The organism is Serratia sp. CY27727, from assembly GCF_052169275.1.
In the GTDB taxonomy this organism is placed as follows: domain Bacteria; phylum Pseudomonadota; class Gammaproteobacteria; order Enterobacterales; family Enterobacteriaceae; genus Serratia; species Serratia sarumanii.
Genome location: NZ_JBJNLB010000007.1, coordinates 104,231 through 122,743 on the forward strand (window position 1 = coordinate 104,231; position 18,513 = coordinate 122,743).

At 60.9% G+C, this 18,513-nt stretch carries 21 protein-coding genes and 1 tRNA gene; 10 read left to right on the forward strand and 12 right to left on the reverse strand.

The window, feature by feature from the left end; all coding sequences use genetic code 11:
• Position 1 precedes the first annotated feature (1 nt).
• Both ACJ8HB_RS17420 and ACJ8HB_RS17425 read left to right on the forward strand, forming a co-directional pair.
• Positions 2–889 (forward strand): amino acid ABC transporter permease, encoded by an 888-nt coding sequence (locus tag ACJ8HB_RS17420; protein ID WP_033647216.1) that lies wholly within the window; start codon positions 2–4, stop codon positions 887–889.
• A gap of 9 nt (positions 890–898) precedes the next feature.
• Positions 899–1,726: an amino acid ABC transporter ATP-binding protein gene (locus ACJ8HB_RS17425; RefSeq protein WP_015376924.1), complete on the forward strand. Its 828-nt coding sequence runs from the start codon at positions 899–901 to the stop codon at positions 1,724–1,726.
• Positions 1,727–1,762: 36 nt separating this feature from the next.
• Here ACJ8HB_RS17425 and ACJ8HB_RS17430 read toward each other — a convergent pair whose 3' ends face one another.
• A complete protein-coding gene (locus ACJ8HB_RS17430; protein WP_033637415.1) occupies positions 1,763–2,272 on the reverse strand; it encodes a VOC family protein in 510 nt (169 codons plus the stop codon).
• A 165-nt stretch (positions 2,273–2,437) separates the two neighbouring features.
• On the opposite strand from ACJ8HB_RS17430, the gene ACJ8HB_RS17435 reads away from it, so the two are divergent.
• On the forward strand, positions 2,438–2,917 hold the full coding sequence (locus ACJ8HB_RS17435; RefSeq protein WP_033647218.1) for a cold-shock protein: 480 nt from the start codon (positions 2,438–2,440) through the stop codon (positions 2,915–2,917).
• 24 nt (positions 2,918–2,941) lie between these two features.
• On the opposite strand, the gene ACJ8HB_RS17440 is transcribed toward ACJ8HB_RS17435, so the two are convergent.
• From ACJ8HB_RS17440 to ACJ8HB_RS17470, 7 genes are all read right to left on the reverse strand, one after another.
• Positions 2,942–4,390 carry a GGDEF domain-containing protein gene (locus ACJ8HB_RS17440; protein WP_047571680.1) on the reverse strand — a complete coding sequence of 483 codons (1,449 nt, stop codon included), beginning with the start codon at positions 4,388–4,390 and terminating at the stop codon, positions 2,942–2,944.
• Positions 4,391–5,021: 631 nt separating this feature from the next.
• A complete protein-coding gene (locus ACJ8HB_RS17445; RefSeq protein ID WP_033653217.1) occupies positions 5,022–5,573 on the reverse strand; it encodes a flavodoxin family protein in 552 nt (183 codons plus the stop codon).
• Between the two features lie 451 nt (positions 5,574–6,024).
• Positions 6,025–6,168 (reverse strand): hypothetical protein, encoded by a 144-nt coding sequence (locus ACJ8HB_RS17450; protein ID WP_162882640.1) that lies wholly within the window; start codon positions 6,166–6,168, stop codon positions 6,025–6,027.
• 109 nt (positions 6,169–6,277) lie between these two features.
• The gene (locus ACJ8HB_RS17455) at positions 6,278–6,604 is read right to left on the reverse strand and encodes a gamma-glutamylcyclotransferase family protein (protein WP_033647222.1); all 327 of its coding nucleotides are present in this window, start codon (positions 6,602–6,604) and stop codon (positions 6,278–6,280) included.
• A 132-nt stretch (positions 6,605–6,736) separates the two neighbouring features.
• Positions 6,737–6,813: transfer RNA gene (locus ACJ8HB_RS17460), tRNA-Arg, on the reverse strand.
• Between the two features lie 96 nt (positions 6,814–6,909).
• Entirely contained in the window at positions 6,910–7,107 is a 198-nt protein-coding gene (locus ACJ8HB_RS17465) for a hypothetical protein (RefSeq protein WP_141240924.1), read from the reverse strand.
• Between the two features lie 119 nt (positions 7,108–7,226).
• Entirely contained in the window at positions 7,227–7,436 is a 210-nt protein-coding gene (locus ACJ8HB_RS17470; protein WP_072021632.1) for a hypothetical protein, read from the reverse strand.
• Positions 7,437–7,641: 205 nt separating this feature from the next.
• On the opposite strand from ACJ8HB_RS17470, the gene folD reads away from it, so the two are divergent.
• Both folD and ybcJ read left to right on the forward strand, forming a co-directional pair.
• Positions 7,642–8,508, forward strand: a complete 867-nt coding sequence (gene folD, locus ACJ8HB_RS17475) for a bifunctional methylenetetrahydrofolate dehydrogenase/methenyltetrahydrofolate cyclohydrolase FolD (RefSeq protein ID WP_004940177.1) — start codon at positions 7,642–7,644, stop codon at positions 8,506–8,508.
• Positions 8,509–8,518: 10 nt separating this feature from the next.
• Positions 8,519–8,731, forward strand: coding sequence for a ribosome-associated protein YbcJ (gene ybcJ, locus ACJ8HB_RS17480; protein ID WP_041033732.1), 213 nt, complete (start codon positions 8,519–8,521; stop codon positions 8,729–8,731).
• Between the two features lie 61 nt (positions 8,732–8,792).
• Here ybcJ and cysS read toward each other — a convergent pair whose 3' ends face one another.
• The gene (gene cysS / locus ACJ8HB_RS17485; protein WP_033637393.1) at positions 8,793–10,178 is read right to left on the reverse strand and encodes a cysteine--tRNA ligase; all 1,386 of its coding nucleotides are present in this window, start codon (positions 10,176–10,178) and stop codon (positions 8,793–8,795) included.
• Positions 10,179–10,486: 308 nt separating this feature from the next.
• Between cysS and ppiB the strand changes: the two genes are divergently transcribed.
• From ppiB to purK, 4 genes are all read left to right on the forward strand, one after another.
• A complete protein-coding gene (ppiB, locus tag ACJ8HB_RS17490; protein WP_004940183.1) occupies positions 10,487–10,981 on the forward strand; it encodes a peptidylprolyl isomerase B in 495 nt (164 codons plus the stop codon).
• A 10-nt stretch (positions 10,982–10,991) separates the two neighbouring features.
• Positions 10,992–11,714, forward strand: a complete 723-nt coding sequence (locus tag ACJ8HB_RS17495; RefSeq protein ID WP_047568932.1) for a UDP-2,3-diacylglucosamine diphosphatase — start codon at positions 10,992–10,994, stop codon at positions 11,712–11,714.
• A 149-nt stretch (positions 11,715–11,863) separates the two neighbouring features.
• A complete protein-coding gene (purE, locus tag ACJ8HB_RS17500; protein ID WP_033653219.1) occupies positions 11,864–12,388 on the forward strand; it encodes a 5-(carboxyamino)imidazole ribonucleotide mutase in 525 nt (174 codons plus the stop codon).
• On the forward strand, positions 12,385–13,452 hold the full coding sequence (gene purK / locus ACJ8HB_RS17505) for a 5-(carboxyamino)imidazole ribonucleotide synthase (protein ID WP_047568935.1): 1,068 nt from the start codon (positions 12,385–12,387) through the stop codon (positions 13,450–13,452). The genes purE and purK overlap by 4 nt, the downstream gene beginning before the upstream one ends.
• 162 nt (positions 13,453–13,614) lie before the next feature.
• Here purK and ACJ8HB_RS17510 read toward each other — a convergent pair whose 3' ends face one another.
• From ACJ8HB_RS17510 to ybbA, 3 genes are all read right to left on the reverse strand, one after another.
• Positions 13,615–14,571, reverse strand: a complete 957-nt coding sequence (locus ACJ8HB_RS17510) for a bifunctional helix-turn-helix transcriptional regulator/GNAT family N-acetyltransferase (RefSeq protein ID WP_033653358.1) — start codon at positions 14,569–14,571, stop codon at positions 13,615–13,617.
• 204 nt (positions 14,572–14,775) lie between these two features.
• Complete coding sequence (gene ybbP, locus ACJ8HB_RS17515) at positions 14,776–17,208, reverse strand: putative ABC transporter permease subunit YbbP (RefSeq protein ID WP_047568937.1); 2,433 nt, start codon at positions 17,206–17,208, stop codon at positions 14,776–14,778.
• A complete protein-coding gene (ybbA, locus tag ACJ8HB_RS17520) occupies positions 17,205–17,891 on the reverse strand; it encodes a putative ABC transporter ATP-binding protein YbbA (protein ID WP_004940192.1) in 687 nt (228 codons plus the stop codon). The genes ybbP and ybbA overlap by 4 nt, the downstream gene beginning before the upstream one ends.
• Here ybbA and tesA point away from each other — a divergent pair.
• A complete protein-coding gene (tesA, locus tag ACJ8HB_RS17525) occupies positions 17,862–18,500 on the forward strand; it encodes a multifunctional acyl-CoA thioesterase I/protease I/lysophospholipase L1 (RefSeq protein ID WP_160866764.1) in 639 nt (212 codons plus the stop codon). The two genes, ybbA and tesA, sit on opposite strands and share 30 nt — an antisense overlap.
• The last annotated feature ends 13 nt before the right edge of the window (positions 18,501–18,513 follow it).

Here is an 18,513-nt window from a genome sequence, read left to right on the forward strand (position 1 = left end):
CATGTCCAAACAAGAAGTCTTGAAAGTGGTGCCCGCCCGCTATCCGCTGCGGCTGATCGGCGCGCTGTTTTCGCTGTTTATTCTGGCCGCCATCGTGCAATCGGTGGCGGGCAACGCGCGCTGGGAATGGGGCGTGTTCGCCGAGTGGTTCTTCGCGCCGGCGGTGCTGGCAGGGCTGGGGCAAACCCTGCTGCTGACGCTGCTCGGCACGCTGTTCAGCATCCTGTTCGGCACCCTGCTGGCGCTGGCGCGACTGTCGCGCTCTTACCTGCTGGCGTCGCTGGCCTGGGGTTATATCTGGCTGTTTCGCTCGCTGCCGCTGATTCTGGTGCTGATCATCCTGTACAACTTTTCCTATCTGTATGACGCCATCTCGCTGGGCATTCCCTTCACCTCCGTGGTGTTCGCCAGCTACCCGACCATCGACATTCTCGGCCAGTTCGCCGTGGCGGTGCTGGGCCTGACGCTGGTGCAGTCCGCCTACACCGCCGAGATCATCCGCGGCGGCATCCTGGGCGTGGATTACGGCCAGCACGAAGCGGCGGCGGCGCTGGGGTTGCCGGGCTATCGCCGCACCTTCCGCATCATTCTGCCGCAGGCGCTGCGCTCCATTATTCCGACCGGCTTCAACGAGATCATCAGCCTGGCGAAAGGCACCTCGATCGTTTACGTGCTGGCGCTGCCGGAGCTGTTTTACACCATTCAGGTTATCTATAACCGCACCCAGCAGGTGATACCGCTGCTGATGGTCGCCACCGTCTGGTATCTGTTTATCACCACCGCGCTGTCGGTGATCCAATACTACATCGAGCGCTATTTCGCCCGGGGCGCGGTGCGCGAACTGCCGCCGACGCCCTGGCAGCAACTGGCCGGCTGGCTAAAACGTTAGGAGACCCGCATGTCTGAAGCCATTGATTATTATGCCTTGCCCGAGCAGCCGGCGCGCAATCTCACCCCGGTGCCGGCACGCGGCCTGATCGAAATCAGCAACGTCAGCAAGTTCTTCGGCAAACACAAGGCGCTGGACGACGTCAGCCTGACGCTGCAGCCGGGCACCGTCACCGTGATCCTCGGCCCTTCCGGCTCCGGTAAATCGACGCTGCTGCGGGCGATCAACCACCTGGAGCGCGTGGACGAAGGCTTTATCCGCATCGACGGCGACTACGTCGGCTATCGCCGCAAGGGCAACCGGCTGTATGAGCTGAAGGAAAAGGCCATCCTTCGGCAACGCATCAACGTCGGCTACGTATTCCAGAATTTCAACCTGTTCCCGCACCTGACGGTGCTGGAAAACATCATCGAAGCGCCGGTGGTGCATAAGATCCACTCTCGCGAACGGGCGAAAGCGGTGGCCTATGAACTGCTGGATACCGTCGGGCTACGCCACAAAGCGGACGCCTACCCGCGCCACCTCTCCGGCGGCCAACAACAGCGCATCGCCATCGCGCGCGCGCTGGCGCTGAACCCGAAGGTGATCCTGTTCGATGAACCGACCTCCGCGCTCGATCCCGAGCTGGTCGGCGAAGTGCTGGATGTGATAAAGGGGTTGGCGGATCTGGGCGTCACGCTGGTGGTGGTCACGCATGAAATCGGCTTTGCGCGCGAAGCGGCGGATCGGGTGGTGTTTATGGTCGATGGGCAGATCGTCGAGCAGGGCGACGCCAGGCAAGTGCTGGCTCAGCCGCAGCATCCGCGCACCGTCAACTTTCTCAACAAAGTGCTGTGATCGTCGGGGCGCTGCAGCGCCCCGTACCCGAGCTGCTTACCGGCCGGCGAAGCGCCGCTTCTCGGCGGCGAAATCCAGCGGGCGGATCCCCTGCTGGTTTTTGTCCTCTTCAGTCAGCAACGCCGGCGGAATAAACCAGGTTACCTCGAACAGCAGCCCGTCCGGATCGTGGCCATAAATGCTTTTGTGCACGCCGTGATCCTCTTCCAGCCCGAGAATGCCGCGTTCGGCCAGCTGATGGCGAATGCGCTCCAACTCTTCCAGGCTGTCCACTTCCCAGGCCAGATGGTACAGCCCGGCCGCTGGCTCATGCTCCGCCGGCGGCTCGTTGTTGGCACGAAACACCCCGGCGCGCTGCTGGCCCAGGTTCTTGCTGAACAGCGCCAAATCGTGATCGTTGTCCGAATCGGCGGCCTGGGTAAACACCGCCCGATCGGGGCTGTCGGACGGCTTGAGCTTGAACCCCAACACCTGATGATAAAAGTCGGCGCTCTGCCGCACGTCGCTGACATACAGCACGGCGTGATTGAGACGTTTGATGCCCATCGCTATTCCTTTACGCATTGAATGAAGTCAGCATGAACATAGCATGTGGGGGGAAAGCCGCTAAATGCCGTTATCGCATGACGAAATGCCGGCCGCGCAATCTGTCGCTGCAAGGCATTCCGCGCTATCATAAGCGCTGTATAGAACCCTTTTGTGAGAATAGCGATGAACGGCAAGATAACGACTTTTTTTGAAGACAAAGGCTTCGGCTTTATTACCGACGAGAACGGAGAAAATCGTTATTTTCACGTGATTAAAGTGCAAAACCCGGAGCTGATTAAGAAAAACGCGGCGGTGACCTTCGAACCGACCAACAACACCAAAGGCCCGTCGGCTTATGCGGTCAAAGTGTTGGCGCCCAGCAAATACATCATCATCGCCAATGAAAGAATCAAGATCGCCAGCATCAAGTCTTTCAATACCTTCACCAAGGAAGTGCCGGCCAAAGCCGACGTGGATAAAGAGAACACCGTGCTGTCGGTCGGCCTGCTGATGAACCGCATTCGCCCGCAGTCAGAAGATCAGGCGCAGACCATGCAAACGCTGCGCATGCTGACCATTACCACCTTCCAGAACACCACCCATACTTTCTCCGAGCACGAGATCGATATGGATGAGACCATTAAGGCGCTGAAAAGCCTGTAAGCGCCGGTTGCCCAGCGTCGAGCCCTAGCGGAACAGGATATGCTCGACGCTGTTGCCGCTCACCACGTTGAACGACTCCACCCGATTACGCCCCTGCGATTTGGCGCGATACAGCGCGATATCCGCCATATTCATCAGTTGCTCCAGCGATTTCACTTCATTCATCGCCAGGCTGGCGACGCCGACGCTGATGGTGATTTTCAGCGTCTGTTTGCCTTCCGCCTGCAGTTCCGCCTGCTCCACCAGCCGGCGCAGATGTTCCCCCAGCGCCACGCCCTGCGCCGCCAGCGCGCGCGGCAGCATGATGGCGAACTCTTCTCCGCCCAGGCGGCCGAACAGCTGATCGTGCCGCAGCTCGCGCCGCACGATGTGCGCGAACGACGCCAAAACCTGATCGCCGGCGCTGTGGCCGTGCGTATCATTGATCTGCTTAAAATGGTCGATGTCGATCAGCAGTAGCGACACCGCCTCTTTCGAGCGGTGCTTGTGTTCCAGCAGCTCGCCCGCTTTGCGCGTCATCGCGCTGCGCGCCAGCACCCCGGTCAGAAAATCGTGGTTGGCGCTGTGCTCCAGACGCCGCATCAGCTTGCGGTTGGCGGCGATGGAGCTGGCGAGGATTAGCGGCCCCATCACCAGCATGGCGATGCCCAAGCGGGCGGACATCAGCGTGTCGAGGAAGGCGTTGTGGTTGTTCGGCGTTTCGTACAGCACCAGGTTGGCGGAAATGCTGCTGATTTCGGTCATGCCGGTCAACAGCGTCAGCAACGTCACGGGGAACAGCGGGTAGCGCACCGCGCACCACAGCAGCGCCGGGATCGGGAAGGCGATGGCGCCCGGCCCGCCGATATAGACGCTGAACACCAGCGACAGCAGCAGCGCCAGCAAAGGCAGGCAGCCCTTCAGGCGCCAACGCACCTGCATGCGCAGCAGTTGCTTCAGCCGCGGCGCCGCCATCAGCACCGGCAACAGCAGCAAGGTCGTCGAAAACTGCTCGCTGAACCAGGCCAGCCAGGCAACCACCACCGTGTTGTTGTACAGGCTGTCGTTGCGCAACACCGACAGCGTCGACGCCACTGCCGCGCCGGCCAGGCTGGCGCTGAACATATAGAGTATCGCCTGGGGTTTGCCCATGCGCCGTTGAGATTGGGGCAGCATCAGCATGATGCCGTAACCGACGGCGATCAGCGACATGTTGCAGGCGTTCAGCCACAGCGCCAGAGACCAGCCTTCGCCGGTGCTGAGATCGGCGGCGACCATGCCCAGATAGGTGGTGAACCATCCGAGCGGCGTGGCGTAAACGGGTTTTCGCAGCAGCAGGCCGAGCAGAATCGCATTCACCGGCCAAAATAAGGAAAGCGAGCCAATCGGCCGGCTAAGAATACCCACCAGGGAAAGTAAAAAGGCCAGCATGAAAAGATTGATCAGCTGAACCGTTAGCGGCAGGCCATGCCTGGCGTTTATTCTGGCGTTCATCGCCTCGCCCATATTTTGATAATAACCAGAATAATAATGTGCATACTCTCTCGCCCGGCCAGTGAGGGATAGTCAATCCGAATTTCAACCAAAAAAGCCAGACAAATCAATAAGAAAAAAGCATTAACATTTAATTAACAGACTTTTCTTAGCCTGATGCGGCTGCGGCGGACTCCCCCCGCATAGCGTCAGCAAATAATGCCCACTCTGCTGTCAGCATAGCGCATAGCGTAATAGGCCGCCGAGGGCGTTAATTACATTAATAAGTTTATGGTTATTGGTCGTTGAATGCTGTTTGAATAACTGCGCGATTATTTTCCTGCAACTGGGCCGCCCGTGCAATAACAACCCCAAAAAAGCCCGCATAGCGCGGGCTTGCCTGAACAACAGCAAATCGACAGTTACAACACGGCCATGCCTTGCATGCCCGTGCTGCCGCGCAGTATAGCGGTGCAAGCTTAAGCAGACCTTAGCAACAAAAAACCCGGCCTAGGAACCGGGAATATTTGTACGAAATGCAGTGTTAGCCCAAGCAGGCTAATAACATTTCGCAGCTTACACGCCAATTGTGCAGAGAAAATGAACGCGGCATCCGCTCAACCGCACCGCCGCCCTCTCTGCACGGAAGGGCTTACGCCAGTTTGGCGGCAAAGCCCGCTACGCGCTGGCCATAGAGCTTGGCGGTCGCCAGATCGCCCGACAGCATCTCATCCACGCCGGCATCCGCCGGGGTCTGCACCAGCAGCCCCACCGAACCGCCCAGGTTATTGACGTCGGTGCGCTGCGCCGATTTGGTGTTGGCCGGCATCAGCCCCAGGCTGACCCACAGGCCGCCATGTTGTGAAGCCAGCGTCTGCAGCGCGATCAGCGTTACCTGCTTGTCGCCGTTCAGGCTGGCGCTGTTGGTAAAGCCGCCGAACACTTTGTCCTGCCACTTGCGGCCGAACCAGGCCTTGGAGCTGGCGTCGGCGAATTTCTTGAACTGCCACGACGGGCCGCCCATATAGGTCGGCGAACCAAAGATGATGGCGTCCGCCTCATCCAGCGTCTGCCAGGCTTCGTCGCTGATATCGCCGTTCTGATCGATGGCGATCAGTTCGGCCCCGGCGCCTTCCGCCACGACTTTCGCCAAACGCTCGGTATGGCCGTAGCCGGAATGAAACACCACTACTGTCTTCGCCATAGAAATTCTCCACTCATTGCACAAAGGCGCCGACGGCGCCCCTCTCGCGTTCAATCTAATCAAGCGCGCAGCGGCTGAATACCAAATAAAACTGACGGTGTTATTCAAAAAAATCGCGTTACTCTGCCAGGCATGCGCAGATAAAAAAAATCCCGCGCAAGGCGGGATAAACTTAACAGGGATGGGGTAATACACTACAGGGAATGGATAACACACAACATCATCGGGTAGAGCTACAGTACCAATCCCAATGTATAGAACTGTCATCCCCGCGTAAGTTTGCTCGGCCAGATGTAACGCCGAATGGGAAATATGACATTTTTCTCAACGCATCACGAACAGGCGCGACTCAAACCGCCGCTCTTGAAGATGCCGGTATTGCCCCCCCCCCCCGGCGACGAACGGCCGAAGTTCGAAAAATCGGCGCAATCAGCGCGGCGCCGCACGGCCCTCAGCGGATTTCAACAGTGATATCCGGGTAAGCTTGCTCGCCGTCGCTGAGGTAATGCCCCAACGCCCGGTAAGCCATAACGTATAGCACGGCGGCGGCGCACAGGCACAGCAAGGTCACGAGCAGGAATCTGGATTTGCGCACGATAGGCTCCGTGGAGAAATTTTCGCCTATTGTAGCGCGGCAAAATAAACGAAGGTTCAATTGCCGGTGGGTCAAGCGCCTCGCACTCACTCGGCGAGGCGGCTTCATATCATTTCTTCAGCATGTAGATAAACGAATCGACGGTTTCGCCGCCGGCGGTGGTGACGCTGACCGCCACTCGTTCATAACCCTCACCTTCAAACGCATCGAGAGTCGGCCAGTGGTTGACGAGGTTAGCTGAACGGAACAGAAACCCGTTCACCCGATTGCCACTGTTATCCAGCACGATGCCCGGGTAGCCCATCTCGGCGCCCCAGCCTTCGTTAAGCAGCGAGCCGCCGACGCTACCCTCTTCCCAGCTGCCGCCGATGGCTTCCATAATGTGCGCGTTGGGCCTGCCCGGCCCCAGGGTGCCGTAAACGAATAAGCTTTGCATTTTTCTCTCTACTACTCACTGAAAGTTAACGCATGAACATAGCATGACGTTCAGCGGCGAGCCAACGGGAGTACGGGTAGCGCAGTCGAGTTTTCAAGGGAACAAGTAGGGGGAAGAAAATCAAGGGAGTAATGGCACGCCCTATAGGATTCGAACCTATGACCTACGGCTTAGAAGGCCGTTGCTCTATCCAACTGAGCTAAGGGCGCATTGAGATGCGGCAACCTGCGGCTGCGGGTTGGGATTATACGGTCAGAGGTTAGCGAGTCAATGCCTTTTCATGGCGTTACGGCGGCGGCCGTGCTTTATGGCGTTTTTTCCGCCAGCGCCCGCGCGGCGAGGGTTCCCGTCAACCGGGCGCCGCCATGCTGAGCCAGGCCAAAGCCTATGTAAATCGGCGCACGCTCAGCCCCTTGCCGCCCATCGCCCCGCCGCAGGCAAAGGCGCACGGACTGAACGACCGCCGTAATGTCGCCCCAATCGGCATGCTCAACCACCTGCATGTTGCAGGTCGCCTCCCCTCTTTTCCCCAGAGCGGAGTCAGGGCGTGCGCTGTTTAAAGAAGCCTGGCTCCCCGATGCCCAAACCAGCAACAGCGCGCAGCCTGCCCAGGCACAGCCTTTCATGCGCACAGCCTCCGCCACAGCGCACTCAGGCGCGCCCGCCACGACGGCGCTCCTGAGTGCTTGCCGAGCCGATGCAGCGCGGTGAGTTGCGCGCTGTCCGCCGGATGCAGAGAAGAATCGAACACCGTTTCCCCTATGCGTTTAGGCTCCGCCGGTTGCTCGTCAGGCTGATGATGCAACGGGTAAAGCCGGGTTATCGCCCTCATGATCCTGCCCTCTTTCGCCCAGTGAACCGCCCCAGCGTATCCAAGTGCCGGTAAAAATGGCGTAGAGGATCCTGAGGCCGGCATAAAAAAAGCGTAAATCGGCGTCGGCAACGGCCGCGAGGGTGATTCTGCGCCTGACAGCGCGCTCAGCTTCTGCCAGAATAGCGGCATCCCCGCTTTTCTTAATTGATGGATTTCCACACTGATGTCAGCAAAGATTATTGATGGTAAAACGATTGCGCAGCAGGTTAGAAACGAAGTGGCTGAGCAAGTGAAACAACGTCTGGCGGCCGGCAAACGCGCCCCAGGGCTGGCGGTTGTGCTGGTCGGCGAGAACCCGGCTTCGCAAATTTACGTCGCCAGCAAGCGCCGCGCCTGCGATGAAGTCGGCTTCCTTTCCCGCTCCTACGACCTGCCCGCTGCCACCAGTGAAGCCGAGCTGCTGGCGTTGATCGACCAGCTGAACGCCGATGAGGAAATCGACGGCATTCTGGTGCAGCTGCCGCTGCCGGCCGGCATCGATAACGTCAAGGTGCTGGAACGCATCCACCCGGACAAAGACGTCGACGGCTTCCACCCGTACAACGTCGGCCGCCTGTGCCAACGCGCCCCTAAGCTGCGCCCGTGCACGCCGCGCGGTATCGTCACCCTGCTGGAGCGTTATAACATCGATACCTACGGCCTGAACGCCGTGGTGGTCGGCGCCTCCAACATCGTCGGCCGCCCGATGAGCATGGAGCTGCTGCTGGCCGGCTGCACCACCACCGTCACCCACCGCTTCACCAAGAATCTGCGTCACCACGTCGAGAACGCCGATCTGCTGGTAGTAGCAGTTGGCAAACCGGGCTTCATTCCGGGCGACTGGATCAAACCGGGCGCCATCGTGGTGGACGTCGGCATCAACCGCTTGGAAAGCGGTAAAGTGGTGGGCGACGTCGATTTCGACGCCGCCAGCGAGCGCGCCGCCTACATCACCCCGGTGCCGGGTGGCGTTGGCCCGATGACCGTTGCTACACTGATCCAAAATACCTTGCAGGCCTGCGAGGAATATCACGACGTTCAACCTAAATAAGTAAGGCAGTATGGAAATTTTCAATCTGGACAATCATCCCCACGTCGAACTGTGCGATCTGCTGAAGTTCCAGGGCTGGAGTGAAAGCGGCGGCGCCGCCAAAGAAGTCATCGCTGAAGGGCGGGTGAAAGTCGACGGCAAGGTCGAAACCCGCAAGCGCTGCAAGATCGTCGCCGATCAGGTGGTGGAGTTCAACGGCGGCAAGGTCATGGTTAAACCCTGACCCGCAGCCATAGAAAAAGGCGCTGAATTCAGCGCCTTTTTTGTTTTTTCCTGCGGCTGGATTACTTACGGCGCCAGGTGGTGCCCTGCGGGCCGTCTTCCAGCACGATGTTCATCTCGTTCAACCGATCGCGGGCGGCATCCGCCAGCGCCCAATCCTTCGCGGCGCGCGCTTCGTTACGCTGTTTGATCAGCGCTTCGATCTCCGCCACTTCGCCGTCGTCAACCTGAGCGCCCCCTTGCAGGAACTGCTCCGGCTCCTGCTGCAGCAGGCCGAGCACCTTCGCCAGCTTGCGCAGTTCCGCCGCCATGCCGTTGGCCGCCGCCATGTCTTCACCCTTGAGGCGGTTAACCTCGCGCGCCAGATCGAACAGCGCCGAGTAGGCTTCCGGGGTGTTGAAGTCGTCGTCCATCGCTTCGCGGAAGCGGGCTTCGAACGCTTCGCCGCCGGCCGGCGCGGCGTCGGCGTCGGTGCCGCGCAGCGCGGTATAGAGGCGCTCCAGCGCGGTACGCGCCTGTTTGAGGTTCTCTTCGCTGTAGTTCAGCTGGCTGCGATAGTGGCCGGACATCAGGAAGTAACGCACCGTCTCCGCATCGTAATGGCCGAGCACGTCGCGGATGGTGAAGAAGTTATCCAGCGATTTGGACATCTTCTCTTTGTCGATCATCACCATGCCGGAGTGCATCCAGTAATTGACGTACGGGCCGTCGTGGGCGCAGCTCGACTGTGCGATCTCGTTCTCGTGGTGCGGGAACATCAGATCGGAACCGCCGCCGTGAATGTCGAAGTGGGTGCCCAGCTGTTTGCAGTTCATGGCAGAGCATTCGATGTGCCAGCCCGGACGGCCCGGCCCCCACGGCGACTGCCAGCTCGGCTCGCCCGGCTTGGACATCTTCCACAGCACGAAGTCCATCGGGTTGCGCTTCACGTCGTCGATCTCCACGCGCGCGCCGGCCTGCAGCTGATCCAGATCCTGACGCGACAGCAGGCCGTATTGCGGATCGCTGTCGATGGAGAACATCACGTCGCCGTTGCTGGCCACGTAGGCGTGATCGCGATCGATCAGGCGCTGGGTGATCTCGATGATCTCGGCGATGTGCTGGGTCGCGCGCGGCTCTTGATCCGGGCGATCGATCAGCAGCGCGTCGAAGTCGGCGTGCATTTCCGCCAGCATGCGTTCGGTCAGCTGGTCGCAGGTCTCATGATTTTCCGCCGCGCGGCGGATGATTTTGTCGTCCACGTCGGTGACGTTGCGCACGTAGTTCAGCGAATAGCCGAGATAGCGCAGGTAACGCGCCACCACGTCGAAAGCGACAAAGGTACGACCGTGCCCGATGTGACACAGGTCATAGATGGTTACCCCGCACACGTACATGCCCACTTTCCCGGCATGAATGGGTTTGAATTCCTCTTTTTGACGACTCAGGGTATTAAAAATCTTTAGCATCGGGAGATTCCGTGGTGTGCGTGATAACAAAAAAGATAACCGGGCTTCAGGTTTCCGCCCGGTAGCGTATTGAAACCTGAAGCCTGATCTATTGCAAGGTTAAGGCCATGCTTTGCTGATTTCACGCGAATAAAATGCGCGAAATTCGGCGGCTGGCGCAATTGTTATAATATAACACAAATGCGATTACCACAGACAGTGCGCGGTTGAGCCGCTGCTGACTCGCTGGGGCGGATATGTTATAAGGGCGGTCTGAATGTTCACTCGCTTTACGTGACGTCTCACTTCACCTTGTTAGGATTAAAACTATGGTTACTTTCCACACCAATCACGGCGATATCGTTATCAAGACCTTTGCTGACAAAGCGCCGGTTACCGTTGAAAACTTCCTGAACTACTGCCGCGCCGGTTTCTACGACAACACCATCTTCCACCGTGTGATCAACGGCTTCATGATCCAGGGCGGCGGTTTCGAGCCGGGCATGAACCAGAAAGCGACCAACGCGACCATCAAAAACGAAGCCAACAACGGTCTGAAAAACACCATCGGCACCCTGGCAATGGCGCGCACCAACGATCCGCACTCCGCCACCGCACAATTTTTCATCAACGTGGCTGACAACGACTTCCTGAACTTCCGCGGCGAAAACGTGCAGGGCTGGGGCTACTGCGTGTTTGCTGAAGTGGTTGAAGGCATGGACGTGGTCAACAAGATCAAAGGCGTGAAAACCGGCCGCAGCGGTATGCACCAGGACGTACCGGTAGAAGACGTGGTGATCAACAGCGTGACCGTCAGCGAGTAATCGCGGCTGCATGAGTACGCTGTTCATCGCAGATCTGCACTTGTGCGCACAGGAACCGGCAATCACTGCCGGTTTTCTGCGTTTTTTACGGCGCGAAGCGGTGCACGCCGACGCGCTGTACATCCTTGGCGACCTGTTTGAAGCCTGGATCGGCGACGACGATCCCGAGCCGCTGCACGCGGAGATCGCCGCGGCGCTGAAAGCGCTGCAACAGGCCGGCGTGCCCTGCTACTTCATCCACGGCAACCGCGATTTTCTGCTCGGCAAGCGCTTCGCCCGCGCCAGCGGCATGCAGCTGCTGCCGGAAGAGAAAGTGCTGGAGCTGTACGGCCGCAGGATCCTGATCCTGCACGGCGACACCCTGTGCACCGACGATCACGCCTATCAGCAATTCCGCCGTAAAGTGCACAACCCGCTGATTCAAAAATTGTTCCTGGCGCTGCCGCTGCGCTGGCGATTGAAGATCGCCGCCAAAATGCGCGCCCGCAGCCAGCAATCCAACCAGGACAAGTCGGAAGCCATCATGGACGTCAACCCGCAGGCGGTCGAGCAAACCATGCTGCGCCACGACGTGCACTGGATGATCCACGGCCATACCCATCGCCCGGCGGTGCACCGGCTGGCGTTGAGCAACGGCGAAGCCCATCGCGCGGTGCTGGGGGCCTGGCACGTCGAAGGATCGATGATCAAAGTCAGCGCCGACGCCGTCGAGCTGATCCAATTCCCATTCTGAATTCCGGACTGGCGCGCGAGTGAAAATTCGCGCTTTCGACGGTGAAAACCGGCGACGCAACCGTTTTCCTCGCCGTGCGCTCATGGTATGCTCTACGCCCTCATTCGGCCCTCAGCCGACGCCAGACAAATCACAGGAGCCTTACACCCATGGGAGCCAACGCCGCTTCAGCCGCCACTACCGGGGCGAAAATCGCAATTGTAATGGGATCGAAAAGTGACTGGGCCACCATGCAGTTCGCCGCCGAAGTCCTGACCCAGCTCGATGTCCCCTTCCATGTCGAAGTCGTTTCCGCCCACCGCACGCCGGACAAGCTGTTCAGCTTCGCCGAGCAGGCTACCGCCAACGGTTTTGACGTGATCATCGCCGGCGCCGGCGGTGCGGCGCACCTGCCGGGCATGCTGGCGGCGAAAACCCTGGTGCCGGTGCTGGGTGTGCCGGTGCAAAGCGCCGCGCTGAGCGGCGTAGACAGCCTGTACTCCATCGTGCAGATGCCGCGCGGCATTCCGGTGGGCACGCTGGCGATCGGCAAAGCCGGCGCCGCCAACGCCGGGCTGTTGGCGATGCAGATCCTGGCGCTGCACGACGCCGCGCTGGCGCAGCGTTTGGCGGACTGGCGTCAGGCGCAGACCGAAGACGTCTTGAACCACCCCGATCCACGGGAGGATGCATGAAGCCGGTTTGCGTACTGGGCAACGGCCAGCTGGGGCGCATGCTGCGCCAGGCCGGCGAACCGCTGGGCATCGCCGTTTACCCTGTCGGCATCGATGCCGAGCCCGAAGCGGTGCCGTATCAGAATAGCGTCATTACCGCCGAGATCGAACGCTGGCCGGAAACCGCGCTGACGCGCGAGCTGGCGACCCACAGCGCCTTCGTCAACCGCGACATTTTCCCGCGCCTGGCGGATCGCCTGACGCAAAAACAGCTGCTCGATCAGCTCGGCCTGGCGACCGCGCCGTGGCAGCTGCTGGCGAGCGCCGCCGAATGGCCGCAAGTATTCGCTTCGCTGGGCGAGCTGGCGATCGTCAAACGCCGGGTCGGCGGTTATGACGGCCGCGGCCAGTGGCGCTTGCGCCCGGGGCAGGAAGCCGAACTGCCGGCCGATGCCTATGGCGAGTGCATCGTCGAGCAAGGCATCAATTTCTCCGGCGAAGTGTCGCTGGTGGGCGCGCGCGGCCACGACGGCCGTTCGGTATTCTACCCGCTGACCCACAACCTGCATGAAGACGGCATCCTGCGCACCAGCGTGGCGCTGCCGCAGCCCAACCCGGCGCTGCAGCAACAGGCCGAGCAGATGCTGGCGGCGATCCTGAACGAGCTGAACTACGTCGGCGTGATGGCGATGGAGTGCTTTATCGTCGGCGATCGGCTGCTGATCAACGAACTGGCGCCGCGCGTGCACAACAGCGGCCACTGGACGCAAAACGGCGCGTCCATCAGCCAGTTCGAGCTGCACCTGCGCGCCATTCTCGGCCTGCCGTTGCCGCAGCCGGTGGTGAGCACGCCGTCGGTGATGGTCAACCTGATCGGCACCGCCGTCAACGAACAGTGGCTGTCGCTGCCGCTGGTGCATCTGCACTGGTATGAGAAAGAGGTGCGCCCGGGCCGCAAGGTCGGCCATCTCAATCTGAACGACCCGAGCGCCGCCGATCTGCGCCAGGCGCTGCAGGCGCTGGCGCCGCTGCTGCCGGGCGAGTACCAAAGCGGGCTGGCCTGGGCGCAGCAGAAGCTGCTCTAAGGCTGCTGCCGCAGCAGCAGAAAGCAAAAGGGGCCCTGTTCATTCAGGCGCCCCTTTTCATCTTCCTGAGATTGATGTGCCCATTTCGCGATACCGGCACCCGGCCTTTCATGTCCGCTATCCTTTCTTTGTGTTTTACAGCCGCGCTTTGTTTTCAGAACACTAATTCCCCGGGCGACAAGAACGGGTAAATTTCTGTTCAGTGACGATCGTTCCCCATTGATTGCCGATTTCTTCCTGCATCAGCTCAAAGCCAAAAGATTCATACAGCCGACGTGCGGCATCCAGTCCCTTGAACGTCCAGAGATGAACGGCCGAAAAACCCAAGCGATCGCAGAAAGCCATCGCGTTACTGAGCAGTTGGCGCCCTACGCCGCTTCCACGGCATCCTTCATCCAGTATGAACCAACGCAGATGGGCAGCGTTCTGCCCCAAAGCCTGCCCATCAATGGCCACCGATCCCACGATACGGTCATTGAGCATGGCCAGCCAAATCTGATTACCTGGCGGGTCCAGACGGCCGGTGAATTCCGCGAGGCCTGCAGCCACCTGACTCTCGAAGAACGCCCCGAAACCGGCGTGGCGGGAGTAAAACTCGGCATGCATTTCAGTGATTCGACCAATCATACCTGTCTGATAACCGGAACGAATGGTGAAAGGCGTCTGCAAAGTTTGTCCGGTGGCAAGACGGTGCGTTTGCAGGGCACCGGCATAGGCGCTCAGTCCCTGAGCAACGGTTTGTTGCTGCAATGGGTGCAGATGCGCCAGCGCCGTCGTAACCTGTTGCCGCCCATAGGCGTGGATCCTGGCCACCGTCTGTCTGCCGGTTGCTGAAAGACAGAGTGGTTTCAAACGGGTGTCATCTTCTCCGGCGGTTTCAATCAGCAATCCTGCCCGCATCAGTTTACCGACCATCCGACTGACGCTGGATTTATCCAGACCGAGTACCAGTACCAGCTGAGCGGCGGTCATCATTTCCTGCCGCTCGATTTCAAGAAGCGCATGTACAGCGGATGGGGAAAATTCAGTGCCTGCCAACGTCGTACGCATGAATCCTAATTCCCGCACTATGGTTCGGGAAGCCGTACGTATCGTTTCTATCAGAGAGTCTTCATTCATGTTTATGTATCTCGCAGAGAGCCGATGAACGCCCAAATAGTTGCAATATACAACCATATAGTTGCTTTATACAACTTACTTTAAAGTTCAATCGGCCATCGTAAGCGCTAACAACCAAGGCAGCGCCACGCCCTTTGCAATTGAACAGTCTGGGTTTTGGCAAGATTACGGCAGCCCGAGAGCTGCCCCTAATCTTGCTTTACCTCAGCCATCATAACTGCGGAACAACGCCCGGCCGCGCAGCAGGCGCACGCCCAGCCAGCCGCCGCACAGCGACAGCAGCAGCGCGCTGGCCAGCGGCAACGCCCACCACAGCACCGGCGTCGGCGTCCATGGGAAGTCGAACACCCGGCTCTGCAGCAGCCACAGCGCCGCCTCGGCGCCCACCGCCGCCGCGATGCCCGCCACCAGCCCCAGCAGGGCGAACTCGCACCACAGCGTGCGGCGCAGCAGCCGTTTGCCGGCGCCCAGCGTGCGATACACCACCAGCTCCTGGCGGCGCTGACGCATGCCGACCTGCACCTGTGCCAGCAGCAGCAGGCCGCCGCACAGCACCACCAGCACCACCATCACCTCCAGCGCGCGGCTGACCTGCTGCAGCACGCCGCCGACCTGTTTCAGGATCGCGCCGATGTCCATCAGGCTGAGCGTCGGGAACTGGCGGTTGAGCTGGGTTAGCATCTGACCGTCGCCGTCGTAGCGGAAGCTGGTAAGCCAGGTCTGCGGCTGGCCGTCCAGCGCGCCCGGCGGGAAGATAAAGTAAAAGTTCGGCTTCAGGCTTTCCCAATCCACCTGGCGCAGGCTGGTGACTTTGGCGCTGAACGCCTGGGTATCGCCGCTGAAGGTCAGCGTGTCGCCCAACTTGATCTTCAGCCGCCCGGCAATGCCTTCATCCATCGAAACCTCGCCGGCTTTCGGCGGCCAATTGCCCGCCACCAGCGGATTGTGATCCGGCAGATCGGCCAACCAGGTCAGGTTCAGCTCGCGGTTCACCGCCTCGCCGCCCGGATCGTCTTCATGCACCCGCTCGGTCGCCAGCTGCTGGTTAATCTCGGTCAGGCGCACCCGGACGATCGGATAATAGGTTTCCGGCTTGATCTGGTGCTGCTGCAGGAAGGTTTTCACCTGCGGCACCTGCGCCTCGGTCATGTTGAGCAGGAAATAGTTCGGGCTATCCGGCGGCAACTGTTGCTGCCAGCGGTCGAGCAAATCGCCGCGCAGCACCAGCAACAGCGCCAGCAGCATAAACGACAGCGAGAACGCCGCCAGCTGGCTGATGGTCACCCACGGCTGATGCAGCAGGCGGTTGACCGCCAGCCGCAGCGCCAGGCTCTTGAGCGTGATGCGGCGCAGCAGCTGCAGGCTGCCCCAGCCGATGCCGCCCAGCAGCAGCGCCAGCACCGCCATGCCCGCCAGGATCGCCCACAGCAGCGTGCTGGCTCCCATCAGCGTCACCAGCAGCGCCACCACGATCGCCGCCGTCACCGGCAGGAAGTAGCGCAGCGGCCAGACGTTGGCCACCACATCGCGGCGCAGCACCCGCAGCGGTTGGGTGGCCAGCAGCTGACGGTACGGCCGCAGCCCGACCAGCAGCGAAATCAGCACCAGCGCGCCGAGCGCCCACAGCCACGGCCAGGCGCCGGCGGCGGGCAACGCGGCCGGCAACACCGGCTTCAGCAGGCGAATCAACAGCGCTTCGAACGCCAGCCCGATCGCCCCGCCGCACACCGCCGCCAACGCCATCACCGCCAGCCACTGGCCGACGATCAGTTTACGCAGCGCGCCGCGCCCGGCGCCGAGGGTTTTCAGCACCGCGATCAGATCGTAGCGGCTGCGACAATAGTGGCTCATCGCCACCGCCACGGCGGCGATCGACAACAGCAGCGTCAGCAGGGCCGACAGCAGCAGGAACTGTTGGGATCGCTGCAGCGACTTGCCGAGCGCGCTGCCGGACTCCTGCAGCCCGAACCAGCGCTGATCCGGCGTCAACTGCGGCGTCAGCCGCTCCTCGTAACGCTGAATATCCGGCTCGGCGCCGGCGAACATGTAGCGGTAGGTCAGGCGACTGCCCGGCTGCACCGCGCCGGTCTTATCGACGTCCGCCAGGTTGATCATGATGCGCGGCGCGGTCTGGAACGGGTTGAAGCCGGCGTCCGGCTCCTGAATGATTTCACCGGCGATGCGCAGCGTGGTGTCGCCCACCTCGAGCGAATCCCCCACTTTCACGTTCAGCAGCGCCAGCAGACGCGGCGCCACCAGCACGCTGCCCGGTTCGGGCTTGATGTTGGCCGGGCGCGTTTCCAGCTTGCCATACAGCGGATAGGCCAGATCGGTGGCTTTCACGTCCGCCAGCTGCGGCCGGTCGCCGGCATAGGTCATGGTGGTGAACGACAGCTGGCGGCTCAGCGTCAGCCCCTGCTGCTGCGCGTCCAGCAGCCAGCCTTCCGGCACCGGATGCGCACTGCGCAGCACCCGATCGCCGGCGATAAAATCGCGGCTCTGCTGGCTGAGCCCTTTGTCCATGCGATCGCTGATGCTGCCCAGCGCCAGCACGCAGGCCACGGAGAGCGTCAACGCCAGCCAAACGATCAGCAGCGACGGCGAGCGCCATTCGCGCCAGAACCAGCGCCAGATCATGCTTCCTCCCACAGCTTGCCTTCGCGCAGCCGCAGCCGCCGCTGGCAGCGCGCCGCCAGGGTTTCGTCATGGGTCACCAGGATCAGGGTGGTGTCAAAATCGCGGTTGAGAGAGAACAACAGGTCGGCGATGCGATCGCCGGTCTGGCGATCGAGGTTGCCGGTCGGTTCATCGGCGAACAGCACCCGCGGCCGGCCGCTGAAGGCGCGCGCCAGCGCCACGCGCTGCTGCTCGCCGCCGGACAGCTGCGCCGGCAGGTGATCGAGCCGTTTGCCCAATCCCAGCTGTTCCAGCAGCTGCACCGCCTGCTCGCGGCTCTGCCTGTCGCTCTCGCCGCGCAGCAGCGCCGGCAGCTGCACGTTTTCCAGCGCGTTCAGCGTCGGCACCAGCATGAACGACTGAAACACGAAGCCGACGTTCCTGGCGCGCAGCGCGGCGCGGCCTTCTTCGTCCAGCGCGGTCAGCGACTCGCCGAGCAGGCGCACCTCGCCCTCGCTGCCGTCATCCAGCCCGGCCAAAATGCCCAGCAGGGTCGATTTCCCCGATCCGGATTCGCCGATCAGGGCGATCGTCTGCGCGGGTTTGACAAGCAGCTCGACTCCGGTAAGGATGGTGAGCTGATGCTCACCCTGACCAACGTGTTTACTAAGATGATGAACTTCAAGAACGTTTTCCGCTGGCATCTTCCCTTCCTTTTGCTGTTGGGATTATTCAGTTTACGCGCTGTCGCTGCCGATACCTTGTTGATTTTGGGCGACAGTTTAAGCGCCGGCTACCGCCTGCCGATCGAGCGGGCCTGGCCGACGCTGTTGGCCGAACAGTGGCAGAAAAAACCGGGCGCGCCGCAGCTGGTCAACGCCAGCATCAGCGGCGACACCGCCGCACAGGGGCTGGCGCGTCTGCCCGCGCTGCTGAAACAGCATCAGCCACGCTGGGTGCTGATCGAGCTGGGCGCCAACGACGGCCTGCGCGGTTTCCCGGCACCGGACATGCAGCGCGATCTCGGCCAGATCATCACGCGGGTGCAGCAGGCCGGCGCACAGCCGCTGCTGATGCAGATCCGCATCCCGCCGAACTACGGCCGCCGCTATACCGAAGCGTTCAGCGCCGTCTACCCGGCGCTGGCCAGGCAGTTCAACATTCCGCTGCTGCCGTTCTATATGGAACAGGTGGTGGTGAAGCCGGAATGGATGCAGGATGACGGATTGCACCCCAATGGGGACGCCCAGCCGTTTATCGCCACCTGGATGGCGGAGCGCCTGGAACCGCTAGTAAAACATGAGTCTAACTAAATTAGGGTCGTAC

Coding starts and splice junctions, on each gene's coding strand:
- ACJ8HB_RS17420 (WP_033647216.1), top strand. CDS start 2: ATGTCCAAACAAGAAGTCTTGAAAGTGGTGCCCGCCCGCTATCCGCTG.
- ACJ8HB_RS17425 (WP_015376924.1), top strand. CDS start 899: ATGTCTGAAGCCATTGATTATTATGCCTTGCCCGAGCAGCCGGCGCGC.
- ACJ8HB_RS17430 (WP_033637415.1), bottom strand. CDS start 2,272: ATGGGCATCAAACGTCTCAATCACGCCGTGCTGTATGTCAGCGACGTG.
- ACJ8HB_RS17435 (WP_033647218.1), top strand. CDS start 2,438: ATGAACGGCAAGATAACGACTTTTTTTGAAGACAAAGGCTTCGGCTTT.
- ACJ8HB_RS17440 (WP_047571680.1), bottom strand. CDS start 4,390: ATGAACGCCAGAATAAACGCCAGGCATGGCCTGCCGCTAACGGTTCAG.
- ACJ8HB_RS17445 (WP_033653217.1), bottom strand. CDS start 5,573: ATGGCGAAGACAGTAGTGGTGTTTCATTCCGGCTACGGCCATACCGAG.
- ACJ8HB_RS17455 (WP_033647222.1), bottom strand. CDS start 6,604: ATGCAAAGCTTATTCGTTTACGGCACCCTGGGGCCGGGCAGGCCCAAC.
- ACJ8HB_RS17465 (WP_141240924.1), bottom strand. CDS start 7,107: ATGCAGGTGGTTGAGCATGCCGATTGGGGCGACATTACGGCGGTCGTT.
- ACJ8HB_RS17470 (WP_072021632.1), bottom strand. CDS start 7,436: ATGAGGGCGATAACCCGGCTTTACCCGTTGCATCATCAGCCTGACGAG.
- folD (WP_004940177.1), top strand. CDS start 7,642: ATGTCAGCAAAGATTATTGATGGTAAAACGATTGCGCAGCAGGTTAGA.
- ybcJ (WP_041033732.1), top strand. CDS start 8,519: ATGGAAATTTTCAATCTGGACAATCATCCCCACGTCGAACTGTGCGAT.
- cysS (WP_033637393.1), bottom strand. CDS start 10,178: ATGCTAAAGATTTTTAATACCCTGAGTCGTCAAAAAGAGGAATTCAAA.
- ppiB (WP_004940183.1), top strand. CDS start 10,487: ATGGTTACTTTCCACACCAATCACGGCGATATCGTTATCAAGACCTTT.
- ACJ8HB_RS17495 (WP_047568932.1), top strand. CDS start 10,992: ATGAGTACGCTGTTCATCGCAGATCTGCACTTGTGCGCACAGGAACCG.
- purE (WP_033653219.1), top strand. CDS start 11,864: ATGGGAGCCAACGCCGCTTCAGCCGCCACTACCGGGGCGAAAATCGCA.
- purK (WP_047568935.1), top strand. CDS start 12,385: ATGAAGCCGGTTTGCGTACTGGGCAACGGCCAGCTGGGGCGCATGCTG.
- ACJ8HB_RS17510 (WP_033653358.1), bottom strand. CDS start 14,571: ATGAATGAAGACTCTCTGATAGAAACGATACGTACGGCTTCCCGAACC.
- ybbP (WP_047568937.1), bottom strand. CDS start 17,208: ATGATCTGGCGCTGGTTCTGGCGCGAATGGCGCTCGCCGTCGCTGCTG.
- tesA (WP_160866764.1), top strand. CDS start 17,862: ATGAACTTCAAGAACGTTTTCCGCTGGCATCTTCCCTTCCTTTTGCTG.
- ybbA (WP_004940192.1), bottom strand. CDS start 17,891: ATGCCAGCGGAAAACGTTCTTGAAGTTCATCATCTTAGTAAACACGTT.